This window comes from Bacillota bacterium, from assembly GCA_018333655.1.
Lineage (GTDB): Bacteria > Bacillota > UBA994 > UBA994 > UBA994 > BS524.
This window is the reverse complement of the sequence record JAGXTJ010000008.1, coordinates 133,279-146,988: the sequence shown is the minus strand read 5'-3', so window position 1 is coordinate 146,988 and position 13,710 is coordinate 133,279. Positions and strand designations below refer to the sequence as shown.

General features: G+C 53.5%; 12 protein-coding genes. All 12 read left to right on the top strand.

Going from position 1 to position 13,710, the window contains the following annotated elements; all coding sequences use genetic code 11:
* The first annotated feature begins 208 nt into the window (after positions 1-208).
* The 12 genes from KGZ92_02165 to KGZ92_02110 all read left to right on the top strand — a co-directional run bounded on the left by KGZ92_02165 (position 209) and on the right by KGZ92_02110 (position 13,709).
* On the top strand, positions 209-2,137 hold the full coding sequence (locus tag KGZ92_02165; GenBank protein ID MBS3888090.1) for a 5'-nucleotidase C-terminal domain-containing protein: 1,929 nt from the start codon (positions 209-211) through the stop codon (positions 2,135-2,137).
* A gap of 137 nt (positions 2,138-2,274) precedes the next feature.
* Entirely contained in the window at positions 2,275-3,189 is a 915-nt protein-coding gene (locus tag KGZ92_02160) for an ABC transporter ATP-binding protein (protein MBS3888089.1), read from the top strand.
* Positions 3,186-4,058, top strand: coding sequence for an ABC transporter permease (locus tag KGZ92_02155; protein ID MBS3888088.1), 873 nt, complete (start codon positions 3,186-3,188; stop codon positions 4,056-4,058). The genes KGZ92_02160 and KGZ92_02155 overlap by 4 nt, the downstream gene beginning before the upstream one ends.
* A complete protein-coding gene (locus KGZ92_02150) occupies positions 4,048-4,413 on the top strand; it encodes a YraN family protein (GenBank protein MBS3888087.1) in 366 nt (121 codons plus the stop codon). The genes KGZ92_02155 and KGZ92_02150 overlap by 11 nt, the downstream gene beginning before the upstream one ends.
* A gap of 106 nt (positions 4,414-4,519) precedes the next feature.
* A complete protein-coding gene (locus tag KGZ92_02145; protein ID MBS3888086.1) occupies positions 4,520-6,040 on the top strand; it encodes a YifB family Mg chelatase-like AAA ATPase in 1,521 nt (506 codons plus the stop codon).
* Positions 6,041-6,156: 116 nt separating this feature from the next.
* Positions 6,157-7,956, top strand: coding sequence for an FAD-dependent oxidoreductase (locus KGZ92_02140; protein ID MBS3888085.1), 1,800 nt, complete (start codon positions 6,157-6,159; stop codon positions 7,954-7,956).
* A complete protein-coding gene (locus KGZ92_02135) occupies positions 7,953-8,720 on the top strand; it encodes a (Fe-S)-binding protein (protein MBS3888084.1) in 768 nt (255 codons plus the stop codon). Before KGZ92_02140 ends, KGZ92_02135 begins: the two co-directional genes overlap by 4 nt.
* A 233-nt stretch (positions 8,721-8,953) precedes the next feature.
* A complete protein-coding gene (locus KGZ92_02130) occupies positions 8,954-9,469 on the top strand; it encodes a TVP38/TMEM64 family protein (protein ID MBS3888083.1) in 516 nt (171 codons plus the stop codon).
* Between the two features lie 40 nt (positions 9,470-9,509).
* Entirely contained in the window at positions 9,510-10,949 is a 1,440-nt protein-coding gene (locus KGZ92_02125) for a hypothetical protein (GenBank protein ID MBS3888082.1), read from the top strand.
* Positions 10,950-10,974: 25 nt separating this feature from the next.
* The gene (locus KGZ92_02120) at positions 10,975-11,559 is read left to right on the top strand and encodes a CDP-alcohol phosphatidyltransferase family protein (GenBank protein MBS3888081.1); all 585 of its coding nucleotides are present in this window, start codon (positions 10,975-10,977) and stop codon (positions 11,557-11,559) included.
* A gap of 47 nt (positions 11,560-11,606) precedes the next feature.
* Positions 11,607-12,833 (top strand): ABC transporter substrate-binding protein, encoded by a 1,227-nt coding sequence (locus tag KGZ92_02115; GenBank protein MBS3888080.1) that lies wholly within the window; start codon positions 11,607-11,609, stop codon positions 12,831-12,833.
* Complete coding sequence (locus KGZ92_02110; GenBank protein MBS3888079.1) at positions 12,834-13,709, top strand: ABC transporter permease subunit; 876 nt, start codon at positions 12,834-12,836, stop codon at positions 13,707-13,709.
* Position 13,710 lies beyond the last annotated feature (1 nt).

The window sequence follows — 13,710 nt, the reverse complement described above, 5'->3', positions numbered from 1 at the left end:
GTCCCGTCATACAAGTTCCTTTGGTTCCGTATTTATCTTCATTGTAACGGTTCCGCGGGGAAAAAGCCAGTAGAATGTGCAAGGCCTTACTGCGCTTCAGTTATTCTCGACTTTGACGGAGCCCTGGATTAATAATAAAGCACTATTCATATCGTAATAATTGTAATAATATTAGGTGTAACGAAGAATCTACTCAAGGAGGCATAGTATGAAAATTAGTCTAGTGTCACGGCGTTTTATTGCACTTATGGTTATGATTGCGCTTATTCTGCCCCAACTTGGCGTTGCCGCTATGGCAAGTGCCCCCACTACTATTACTATCTTTCACACTAACGACATCCATTCGCGCGTCACAGCTTCGGATACGCAGATTGGGTACGCTCGTATGGCGACCATTGTGCAAGCAGCGCGTGCGGCAAACCCACATGTCTTGCTGCTTGAGGCGGGGGATGCTTTTCACGGTCAGTCCATCGCCAACTTGTCACAGGGACAAGCTATTGTAGATATTATGAATGTCATGCAGTACGATGCCATGGTGCCAGGTAACCACGACTTTAACTTCGGCAAAGCGCGACTGATGGAATTAGCCAGCAGGGCTACTTTCCCCCTAGTGGCTGCCAATGTCGAGCCGACTACCTTGCCCTCGCACATTATTAGAGAACTAGGTGGCAAGCGAGTAGCCATTATCGGCGTCGCGACGCCAGAGACCGCTTTTAAGACACATCCTCGCAATGTGGAGGGGCTTAAGTTTGCAGACCCCGTTGCCTCTGTCTCGCGTTTAGTCGCGACTCTGCGCCCACAAGTTGACTTCATAGTTGCCCTGAGCCATCTTGGGCAGGAGGGGGACTACACCAGCATCAAACTGGCCCAAGAAGTGCAGGGGCTTGACCTCATTATCGACGGGCACAGCCACGATACACTTACTTTGCAGGTCGGGCGCACTATAATCGTGCAGGCCGGCGAGTTTGGTAATGCTCTAGGTCGCGTGGATATTACTTTTGACCCGGCAGGGCGACGCATCGCGCATACTCTCATCTATGCTAATCAGACCACTGCCGTGGCATCAGACCCGCGCGTACAGACCATCATCAACACCTACAATCAGCAAGTTAGCGCGGTTCACTCCCAAGTCGTGGGCAAGACTGCGGTGCGCCTAGAAGGTGAACGTGCCTTTGTGCGTACCGCAGAAACAAACCTCGGCAACCTTATCACTGACGCCATGCTTAAGGTGACAGGTGCGGACGTAGCCGTAACCAATGGTGGCGGTATTAGGGCCTCGATTGTGTCTGGTAATGTTACGCGCGGGCAGGTCTTTAATGTCTTGCCTTTTGGCAACCTGATTGTAGCGCTGCCCATGACCGGAGCGCAAATCTTAGAGATGCTTGAGTTTAGCGCCAGATTGTTACCCGCACAGAATGGCGGTTTCTTGCAAGTAGCGGGGCTGACCTTCTCGATCGATACAGCCAGAGAAGCGGGCCGGCGCGTTCATTCGGCCAGAATAAACGGGGTGGCACTAGCCCCAGCTAAGACTTACCTAGTAGCTACCAATGACTTTCTCGCCGCGGGCGGCGACGGCTACGCGATGCTGGGGTCTATCCCTATAAGGGCGCAGATGATGTCGCTCGAAGAAGCTTTCGCAGAGCATGTAGCAAGATTAGGCGAAATTACCAGCGCGGTGGTCGGGCAGCGCATTACCTTGGCACCGACTCCGGCCGTAGTACAAGTGCCCACGCCAGAGCAACCCAAGACAGAGCAGCCTTCTACTCCCCCAGAACAGACTGTCACGCCGCCCACGCTTCCTGTGGCCCCGCCAACTGCCCATGTACCGCATGTGGTTAAGTCGGGCGAGGTGCTCTGGCGCATCGCTCTTAAGCACGGCACCACTTGGCAGGAGCTGGCGCATCATAATAACTTGGCTAACCCCAATCGCCTGCGTGTTGGACAGACTATCTTTATCCCGTCTGTCGGAGCACCGCAGACAGGGCCTATAGTACACATCGTGGCTAGAGGCGATACCTTGTGGGCCATTGCGCGCAAGCACAATGTAAATTGGCACAGATTACACCACCATAATAACCTCGTAAATCCGGCCTTAATCCGTCCCGGACAGCGGATTGTCATTCCGCCTGCCGCATAAACAGAGCCGATGCCGAGGTAGGCACACTAAGAAGAGGGGTAGACAGCGCGGTCTGCCCCTCTTCTCTTGGTCGCACAAGGAAACGGCGTCAACGTGACGAAGATAGTATCACTGATAGGTAGAGAGGAGCAAAACTGGTGGGAAAAATTATCGAAGTGAGCGGGTTAGTGAAGAGCTATGGTAGCGTAAAGGCGGTTCGCGGCATTGACTTTTACGTCGAGGAGGGGGCGTTTTTCGCATTCTTAGGACCGAATGGAGCCGGCAAATCGACGACTATCGATATTATCTGCACCCTGCTGACCCCCGACCAAGGGCAAGTTCGGGTCAATGGCTATGTGCTCGGTGCGGATGACGACAAGATTCGCTCTCATATCGGCGTGGTGTTTCAGCACAGCGTGCTCGACGATCTGCTGACAGTGCACGAGAATCTCTACTTGCGAGCCAGTTTTTACGGGTTCACAGGAGCAAAGCTGCAGGAACGAGTGAGGGTGGCAGCTAAGGCTGCTGAAGTCGAAGACTTTGTCAACCGCCCCTATGGCAAACTGTCGGGTGGGCAGAGGCGGCGGGCGGATATTGCCCGGGCCTTAGTGCATACACCCAAGGTGCTCTTTCTCGATGAACCGACGGCCGGTCTTGACCCCAAGACGCGACACCATGTGTGGCAGACAATTCGTGAGATCCAACAAAAACAGGGGATGACGGTCTTTATGACCACGCACTACATGGAAGAAGCTGCTAATGCCGACTACGTAGCCGTGATTAAGGGCGGTGAAATATGCGCGAAAGGTCGCCCGGCAGAACTTCGTGAGCAGTACAGCAGCGACTATCTTAAGATTTCTCCACTGGCCATAGCTCCGCTTTTGTCCTTGTTGACAGAGAGACAACTAGCCTACCAAGTCGAAGGGGGGCGCGTTGTCATCAAGCTAAAACGCACCGTAGACGCTCTACCCCTGCTAAAACTGTGCGAAGAGTTTATCGGTGGCTTCGAAGTCACGAGCGGCAGCCTAGATGATGCCTTCATTGCCATTACGGGAGGGGAGCTACACGAATGATGATGTTCTGCTTGATGGCGCGCAACCTCAAAGTTTTCTTCAGGGACCGCATGGCGGTGTTCTTCTCGTTTTTGTCGGTGATTATTACCATAGGCATGTATGTGCTGTTTCTTGGCAATATGATGGAGCGAAATGTCGGGCCGGTCGCAGGAGCACGCTTTGTGGCCGACAGCTGGATTATGGCAGGCCTACTCGCCATGGTATCGATTACCTCTACCATGGGTGCCTATGGCATTATGGTGGAGGACCGTACTAAGAAAATCCTGCGGGACTTTCGCGCCGCCCCCTTGCCGCGCACTGCCCTAGTCGGCGGCTATGTGTTTGCTGCGCTGATGATTGGCCTAGCGCTAAGCCTCACCACCTTTGTGCTGGGGCAGCTCTACATTGTGGCCTATGGCGGTGAGTTTTTGAGCCCGCCAAGCGTCCTCAAGGTGCTCGCCATCATGGTGGTTACAGTGGTGTCTAGTTCCGCGATGATGATTTTTGTGGTCTCTCTCTTTGACTCAAACAATGCCTACAGTGCCGCAGCCTCGGTAATTGGGGCGCTAATTGGTTTCTTGACCGGGATCTACATACCCCTAGGCGCTCTGCCAACTGGAGTGCAATATGTTGTCAAGTTCTTTCCCCCTTCACATGGCGCGGCCCTCTTTCGTCAAGTGATGATGGAGGAGGCCATGGTCAAGGCCTTTGCGAATGCGCCCACCGCCGCGGTCGCTGAATTTAAACATGGCTTTGGGGTGATTTTTGACTACGGCTCGTTCACCGCCGATGTCGCCACTCATATCGCTTTTCTGCTTGGTTCGGCCTTAGTGTTCTTTGCGCTTGCCACCTGGAACCTCTCTCGCAAGGGGGGAGGACATGTCAGTTAAACATGCCTTAGGGTTTGTGGGGCAGGCCATCGCCCGACAGAGGCTAGTGGACATGGGTTATACAGTAGTGACCGAAAACTTTGGCGTATTCTCGGGTGAAATCGACATCATTGCCGTGAGAAAAGGTGTCCTGCTCTTTGTCGAGGTCAAGTATCGCACAGACTTAGAGCGCGGTAATCCCGCCGAGGCTTTGACAAAGAAAAAGTTACGCAGTTTTCGGAGCGCTGCGGCAGCGTACCTTGTGGAACATAATTCTACACCCTACCAAGAGATAAAATTTGACGCCATCTGCATACTGGCCCTGCCCGGCCAGGAGATGATTGTGGACCACTTAGAAGACATTTTAGGCCCCTAATGACGTGGGGGGCTTGGGCGCTACGAAATATTTGCCATCCCTGCAGGAAAGAGAACAGCCGTGGCGAACAAATGTTCTTATATGAAGCGCTTGAGGAGATGTAACCATGCTCGCAAAGGTTTGGGGTTCGACCGTGTGCGGACTAGATGCCTTCCTGGTAGATGTTGAGGTTGACGTGGCGCAAGGTATGCCGATTTTTGATATTGTAGGCTTACCGGATACAGCCGTTAAGGAGGCGCGCGAGCGTGTGCGCTCCGCGGTCAAGAACTGTGGGTATAGTATCCCCACCCGCCGTATCACGGTAAACTTAGCTCCCGCTGATTTGCGCAAGGAGGGCAGCGCTTTTGACTTGCCGATTGCCATCGCCCTGATTGCAGCCTCCGAGCAATTACCTAGGACAGTGCTAGAAGACGCTGTCTTTGTGGGCGAGTTATCTCTAGATGGAGGGCTGCGCCCTGTCGCTGGGGTGCTGCCCATGGCGATTCTCAGTCGGAATCAGAATAAGAAGCTTATCGTGCCGCGAGCTAATGCTCGCGAGGCCATGTTAGTCGACGGTCTAGAGGTTGTGCCCGTTTCTTCCTTGACAGAGTTAGTTGCTATTCTCACCGGTTACAGGCAGGCCGAGCCGATTTTGCCCGAAGAAACTGTAGCCGTAAAAGCACAGAGCTTGGATTTTAGAGACATAGCGGGGCAGGAGCAGGCCAAGCGTGCCTTAGAAGTAGCTGCCGCAGGCGGACACAATGTCTTGTTTGTCGGCCCCCCGGGTTCTGGAAAAACCATGTTGGCACGACATCTGCCCACCATTCTTCCCCCCATGCGCAAAGAGGAGGCCCTCGAGGTCACCAAGATCTACAGTGTGGCAGGCTTGCTTACGGAGAAAGGCGTCCTAGTATCGGAGCGGCCATTTCGCGCGCCTCATCACTCCGTCTCGAACGGAGGGCTGATCGGAGGGGGTAAAATTCCTAACCCCGGCGAGGTCAGTCTAGCTCACCGCGGCGTGTTGTTTCTTGACGAGCTGCCGGAATTCTCGAAGAAGACTCTCGAACAACTGCGCCAGCCCATAGAAGACGGACATGTCACTATTGCCAGGGTGAACGCCACCCTTACTTATCCGTCTGAAGTTATGTTGATCGCCGCCATGAATCCATGTCCATGTGGTTATTTAGGCGATGCGGTAAAGCCATGTACTTGCTCGCCAGGTGAGGCGGGCCGCTATGCCAATAAAATATCGGGGCCATTACTAGATCGCATCGATATGGAGCTCCATGTGCCCCGTCTGCTCTACCACGAATTAGCCGCCGAGCGCCGGGGAGACTCGTCAGAACAGATTAGGCTGCGTGTAGCGGCAGCGCGCGAGCGGCAGCAAGAGAGATACAAGGAGAATCGCGTCTTTTGCAATGCCCGCTTGGGGCATCGTCACCTGCGCAAACTCATGATCAGCGAGGGAGCAGAGGCACTACTGCGGAGCGCCTTTACCAAGCTGTCTCTCTCGGCTCGCGCTCATGACCGCCTGCTTAAAGTCGCACGCACCATAGCCGATCTCGCCGGAACAGATATGATCGACACCGCCCATATTGCCGAGGCAGTAAGTTACAGGGCCTTAGCTAGGCCAGGGCAGGGCACATAGAGGTCTTGCGCCACATTGACATGAAAGTTGCAGGATACTATACTGGGTATACAGGTTAAAATATGTGTTTTTTCTAACGATGTGAGTGTGTTTTTTCACATGCGGAGAAATGGAGGATGGACATGGCAGTTAAGTTTGCAGAGAAGGTTTACACCCTAGCGCAAGAGATCGCTAACAATTGTCAGGGGCTAGAAGTGCCCTTCTGTACGGCGGAGTGTCCCATGCACACAGATGCGATGGGGTATATTCGCCACATTCGCGAAGGGCGGCTAGATGATGCCGTGCGTGTAATTCGTGAAAAGCTTTTTCTCCCTGGGACATTAGGGCGGGTGTGCGCACATCCTTGCGAAAAGGTGTGCCGGCGCGCTGAGGAATTTAATGAGTCTCTAGCCATTGCTTCACTTAAGCGCTATGCCGCTGACAAGGCCGACCGCGAAGAGTTGTGGGATTTGATTGTCAGCTCTCCCACGGGCAAGCGCGTGGCCGTGGTCGGCAGTGGCCCTGCCGGCGCACAGGCAGCCATAGATTTGTGCATGGCAGGGCATGAGGTGACAATTTACGAGAAATTGCCGGTGCGGGGGGGCATGATGCGCGTTGGCATCCCTTCATACCGTCTGCCGGTAAAGGTGCTTGAATTCGAGTACAGCTATCTTGACCGCCTAGGGGTCAAGTTTAAGTTCGGCGTCGAAGTCGGCAAAGATGTGTCGCTGGAGTCTCTTCGCCAAGAGTATGACGCCGTAGTGCTAGCGCATGGCGCGCATGTCGGAGTCGCAGCTAAGGTCAAGGGGGCTACCGCGCAGGGTATGGCCACAGCTGTTGAGTTTCTGCGTGAGGTTTCTCTTACAGGTAAGAGTACCATGCTAGGAGAGAGCGTAGTGGTTGTTGGCGGTGGTGATGTGGCCATGGACTGTGCGCGCTCTGCACTCCGTGCCGGTGCTAAGACGGCGCGTATCGTCTGCTTAGAAAGCGCATGCGAGCTCCCCGCTAGCAAGCACGAACAAATCGCCGCCGAAGAAGAGGGAGTAGTTTTTGCTTACGGATGGTGCGTAGACGAAGTTATACCAGAACAGTCTCGCGTCGCGAGTCTTAGACTTCAAAATTGTCTAGCGTTGACCGATGATACAGGTAGGTTCAACCCTCAGCTAGGGCAGGAAGTGCAGACTATTCCCTGCGATACCATCATCTTTGCCATTGGGCAACGTGTGGAAGATATCGCCGGTGGGCTGCTACGCCTAGGTGGGAGCGGTAGGTACATAGTGAACCCCGAAACACTGGCCACAGACCTCGAGGGTGTTTTCGTAGCTGGAGATGCCGCTGGCAGTACTATAGTCATAGAAGCCATGGCGTTAGGCAGAAAAGCGGCCCTATCAGCCGACAGATACTTGCAGAGACAAAAATTAGACCATAAGCGCAACTTTAAGCTAGAGGCGAGCTACCAGACGAAGTATGACGTACCTCTGCCGCCCGACACAGAGAACACGCCACGCAGTCATACGCGACTAGTAGCGCCTGAAGTGCGTCGGCAGGAGTTTGCCGAGTGCGACCTAGGGTTTGACGACGCCACCGCCAAGTTAGAGTCTCTGCGGTGTTTGAGGTGTGAATGCAAAGAGTGTATGAAGGAATGCCTGATGCTTAATGAATTCACGCAGTTCCCGGGCTTACTTTTTGGCGCGTTTCTGGTCAATGGGCATGTGGAGCCTATTGTCCCCTACTCCTGCAATATGTGTAACCAATGCACCTTGGTCTGTCCGGAGGAGTTTAAGCTGGCCGATGCCTTTATGGCGATGCGCAAAGACTTCGTGGTAGCCAACAAGGGTAAGTCGCCTATGAAGGGCCATGGAGCTATAGATATCCATCAAAAGCTCTCTTTTTCAGGCGTCTTTACAATCAAGAGAAAGGGGCGTAAGTTAAGATGAGCACTCGTCACGGTTTCATGCCAGGTTGCTCGCTACCCTCCTACAGCCCAGAAAATATCGAAAAAACGATCAGCTTCTTGCGCCAGGTCTACCCTGAACTGTCGGTAGTGCAAAAGTGTTGTGGCAAGCCCACCAAGGCCCTTGGTCAAGTGGAGCTGCTTAAGAGCCGTTTCGCTAGCCTGGTGCGCGACATAAAGGATTGCCAAGTAGACGAAATGCTAGTGGCCTGTCAAAACTGCTACAATATGTTGCGAGAGTCAAACGAATTTCAAACGGCCTCCCTCTGGGAGAGATTACCGAGCATCGGTTTGCCCAAGGAGGTGCTTGGCAAGGCGTTAGGCAGCGACGTGGTGTTTTCAATCCACGATTCATGCCCCGTGCGTGACAACTCCGGCATACATGATGGCATTAGATGGGTAATGAACGAATTGGGTTACAAGTGTGTGGAGCCAGAGCGTACGCGCGGCAATGCCAGATGTTGTGGTTTCGGGGGCATGATTGTTCCTGCTAACCCCACCTTGGCAAAAAAGATTATGGATAGAAGAGTAGGCGAAATGCCGACACAGCATATCGTGGTGTACTGTGCCGCCTGCCGCTCATCGATGCTCATGGGTGGGGGTAAGGCCTGGCACATTCTTGACCTCATCTTTGGCCCTGTCGTCACTAAGAGTTCGATGCCACCCGAGAATGTCTTAGCCAGCCCGGTAAAAGCATGGGTGAACAGATACCGGTCAAAGGGGGTCATCAGGCGCGCGATAAAATAAGCTAAGTAGGGTGCTTTGTCGGCGAGTAGGGTGTAAAGAAAGTAGAGAGGGTGTTGTTCGCAGTGCAAGTAAAAACACGCCAAAGCGGCCTACCGCGCTTGGTATTGGCTCTCGCTGCTCTAGTCGCAGTGATTCTCCTCGGGAACCATTTTGGCTTAGTCGAGCGCTTGACCGACATTGAGGTACTGCAGCAGTGGTTTCAAGACCTAGGTGTAGTGGGGTACATAGTTTACATGTTGCTCTACATCGCGGTGGCAGTATTTATGCTGCCGGCGTCGGCCGTTACCATTGTGGCGGGCATTACTTTTGGCTCGATTCTGGGTGGCTTTCTCGCGTTAATATCGGCAACGGTAGGGGCCTGTGTAGCCTTTTTGCTCGCCAAGTATGTCGCGCGCGACACTATCATTGCCAAGTTCGGCCATAATCCCATTTTTAAGCGTATTGAAGACGGGGTTAAAGAAAACGGGGCTAGTTTTCTTATCTTAACAAGGCTGGTGCCTGTTTTCCCTTACAACATCCAAAATTATGCCTATGGACTAACATCGATGAAATTACCCACTTTTGCTCTGGTTTCACTGATCACCATGGCTCCGGGGGCATTTATTTACGCCTACATTGCCGGCGAAATAGTGACACATGGCGTCAGCGTGGCGTTACTACTGCAGTTCACCGTTGCCGGGCTGGTGCTCTTTGGGGTGTCCCTTATACCCAAGTACCTAGCCAAGAAGAAGGGTATTAAGATCAGCTAGAAGTGTAAAACTTGTCCAAGATAGAAAAGGAGGAAGCTAAGTGAAACAGATTATTGCCGTAATGTTGTCGACAGTTCTGTTCCTTGGTATTGTGGCTGCCTACCAGCCCAGTGCAGTCGCCCAGACCCCCATTCGTGTCCTGATTGATGGGCAGCCGATGGTGCTGCAAGTGGCGCCGGTTATGCAGAGGGGGAGACTGCTAGTGCCTTTCCGTGCCCTCTTTGAGGCCTTTGGGGCCACGGTGGGCTGGCAAGATGCCACCAGCACCGTCACCGGGCAGCTTGGCAGCACCACCCTGTCGCTCGTTATCGGTCGCAATGTCGCGGTCGTCAATGGGCGGAATGTCAACTTGGATGTAGCCCCCGTCATCATTAGTGGGCGGACCTTGGTCCCCTTGCGCTTTGTGGCCGAGAACTTAGGCGCCGAAGTGACCTGGAGTGAGTCAGCCCAGACCGTAACTATAGTAAGACCCGTCGCCCTCCGTCGCACCCGCATTGCGGATAGCCCTTTTAGCCAGCGGCTGGCGACCTATGCCAACCAAGATGCCTTTATTTCTCCGGCAGAGCTAAATATGCTCATGGATCGTAGTGAACCAGACTTAGTGGTGATTGGAGTCTTAAACCCCACCGCCGCCATTAATCCTTTGAGCCCTTCGCGTTCCCCCATCGCCGGCAGCTTCACGGTGTGGCGTGGAGATTACTCAGGAGTTAATTCTACCTTGGCGGTGTCCCCTCTCGTTAGCGGCATGGCCAGCTCGCGCGAAGTGATGGAGAACTTACTCTCTCGCGCTGGTGCTACTCCGAATTCCATGATCGTGGTCTATGCCGAGGGTGCTATGCACGATGCGGCGCGCTTTATGTGGCAAATTAGGCAGCTTGGGCATCGCGATGTGCGGTACCTTGATGGCGGGCTCAATGCTTGGCGAGCAGGTGACTTCCCCACTAGGAATTTCGCCCGTTTGGCAGAACAGCCAGTTCTCTCGGATTATCGCGCTCCTAGCTACAACCCTAGCATCAACAATGTAGGCATCAATGAAGTCGTTCACGCTTTAAACAACCCGCGTGAATGGGTAGTTATCGACACCCGCAGCGCGGATGAGTTTAATGGCCGGCCCTCAGGGTCGTCCCGCGGTGCTTACGGCATGGGCCGTATGATTGGCAGTGTGCACATTGAATGGACTACGGTCAACGCAGCTGACCGAACACTTCGCCCACGCGCAGAGATTTCTGCAGCCTTCGCCGAAGCCATACGCGGTCGCAAGGTTATTGTTCTTTGCCAGTCCGGAGTAAGGTCGGCACACACTCACCTGGTGCTAACAGATGTACTTGGCCATGCTGATGTTTACAACTATGATGGCTCATGGATTGAATGGTCTTTTGTGGCCTCCGAAGCTAGTGCCACACATGCGCCAGCAGCCTTAAGGCAGCAAGTTCTCGCTCTTACCGAGCAGTGGACCGACAATCGCGGCGAAATTAGATAACCGGCCCTAGTACTAAGCGACACAGATGTTAGATAGTAAAGCCAGACCTTATTTTCAGCCCGTGTTTGAGAAAATGGCGCGGACGCTGTTGGCGTGCGGCATGACGCCTGTACAGGGGACCCTGGTGGCGGTGGCAGTGGGGGCGACGGCGGCTATCGCCGTCGCCTGTGGCCACCTCTTGCTAGGGGTGTCCCTGCTCTGGATCTCTGGGCTCTTCGACGTGCTCGATGGCTCCATGGCCCGCCAGAGCAAAACTTCGTCAGCCATCGGCACCCTTATGGACATTGTCTTTGATAGAGTGGTCGAGATTATGGTCCTCTTGGCAGTTATGTTTACTTCGCCTGCTTTAGCGGTGCCCACGGCCTTAGTATTTGCGAGCATCATCTTGTCCATGACCGTGTTCCTAACCGTAGGGGCTTTGGCAGAAAAAATGGGGAACAAGTCCTTTTACTACCAGGCCGGCCTTATGGAAAGGACAGAAGCTTTTGTCGCCCTTAGTTTGATTGTTCTGTTGCCCGCTTGGCGTGCCGGGGCACTGCTGCTTTTGGCTGCGGCCATACTTTTCACTGCGGGGCAGCGCTTTGCCGAGGCCATGAGGCTCTTAAAGTAGAGCTGCAGTTAGAGCGGAAATATTGCTATATTACGGGAGGTTTAGCAGTGACTAAAAAAATAGTGGTGCTGCTCTTGGTTGCGGCGCACTTTGCGCTGATAATCGGATGTGCAGCACGGCCTAAGCTGACAACGGGTCCGAGTGAGTTTTCTGCTGCCCTACAAAAGAGTCGCGGTACTACAGTTACCTTCTACGGTTGGGGAGGCAGCTCGGCCGTCAACAACTGGTTTGACAATGTCGTGGCCCCTTCACTCCTGGCCGAATACGGTATAACCTTGCGGCGTGTTCCCATGAATATCGATGAAATTCTGCGTAAACTATCCACAGAAAAGCAAGCGAACAAGGTCAGTGGAGACATTGACGTCATGTGGATTAACGGCGAGAACTTCTATGCTGCTAAAACAGAGGGGCTACTATATGGTCCCTTCAATACCCGTATTGACAACTTTAACCGCCTGATAGATCCAAATGCGCCCGATACCAATTATGATTTTGGGGTACCTACCGAAGGGATGTCCGTTCCCTTAGGACGTGCCCAGCTCGTCTTCATGGCAGATAGAGCAAGGCTGGACACCTTTCCTACGAGTGCAGCCGCGCTCCTCGAGCTTGCCCGGAGCAACCCCGGCCGCTTTACCTACCCCGCACCACCAGATTTTACTGGCTCTGCCTTTGTGAGAAACATTATCTATGATATAGTCGGTTTTGAGGCCCTTAACAACGCGCCAGCGGAAAAGGCCGCCATACAGGCAGTCATTCAACCCGCGCTCGACTTTTTAAATGAGTTGGAACCATATCTCTGGGAGAGGGGCACTACTTATCCCGCCGATGTAGCTGCCCTTGATCGCATGTTTGCCGAGGGGCAGCTCTTGTGGAGCATGAGCTACACTCCTCTCAAGGTCGGACAGCTGATCGCCGAAAATAGAGTGCCCCCCAGTGTAGAGACCTTTGTGTTTGACAAAGGCAATGTCGGCAACACCCACTATGTCGCCATACCATTTAACTCGCCCAATAAGGACGCCGCGTTTGTGTTGATACACCACCTAATATCTGTGGCTATGCAGGCTGCTAAGCTTGACGTCAACAACTGGGGTGACTTGCCGGTTGTCGATCTGGCTCGCCTTACAGCTAGCGAGCGCGAACTTATCGAAAATGCCAATATAGGGCAAGGCGTACTGCCCATGAGCGAGCTTCTCAGCAAACGCTTGCCCGAAGTACATGCGCAGAAGGTCGCCATCATCGAAGAGTTGTGGCGCGAACAGGTGCTGCAACGCTAGGTGCGACACAAGTATACGCCATACATCTTGGTTGCCCCGCTCGTGTTGTTCTTGGCTCTGACCTTTGTCTATGCCCTATTTTACGGGGTGGTCCAAAGTTTAGTCAGTGCACAAGGTGCTTTTCTGGGCCGCTTCACTTGGCAGCACTATAGCGTAGTGCTCCGAGACGGTGACTTTTGGATTTCATTAGGCGCAACGATTAGCGTGGCAGTTATTGCCACGCTAATCTCAAATGTTTTAGGCACCCTGCTTGCTTTTGCCATGTTGCGTGCAGGAGCGCAGGGCAGGTCCCTGCAGCGTGCTCTGCAGTTGCCGGTCATTTTGCCGCATCTTATCGTCGTCATTATGGTGATCCACATTTTCTCACAAAGCGGAGTTCTGGCCCGCCTTTTCTGGTGGGGAGGCTTGATTGACAACCCCAATCAGTTCCCGCTCCTAGTCTATGACCGCTTCGCCATAGGCATCATGTTGGTCTACCTGTACAAGCAGGTACCTTTTGTGGCTATGCTGGCTTATGATACCTTGCGGGGGATCAGCCACAAGTATGCCGATGTGGCTGCGAATCTGGGGGCTAGTTCTTGGCAGACCATTACCCAAATTTACTTACCGATTCTAAGACCTACGATTATCGGCACCTCGCTCATTACCTTTGCCTATGCTTTTGGCGCCTTTGAGGTGCCTTTGCTGCTCGGTACCCCCGTGTGGCGCACCCTGCCGGTGAAAAGCTACCTGCTATATACAAACATCGACCCTCTCGCCCGCACTCAGGCCATGGTCATCAATGTTCTTATATCGGCTATTTCGCTGGCCCTGGCCGGCCTGTATTTTGGCGTAGAAAGATTTATCAAGCGCTTCCAGCAGGGGGGTGGGCTGTAGT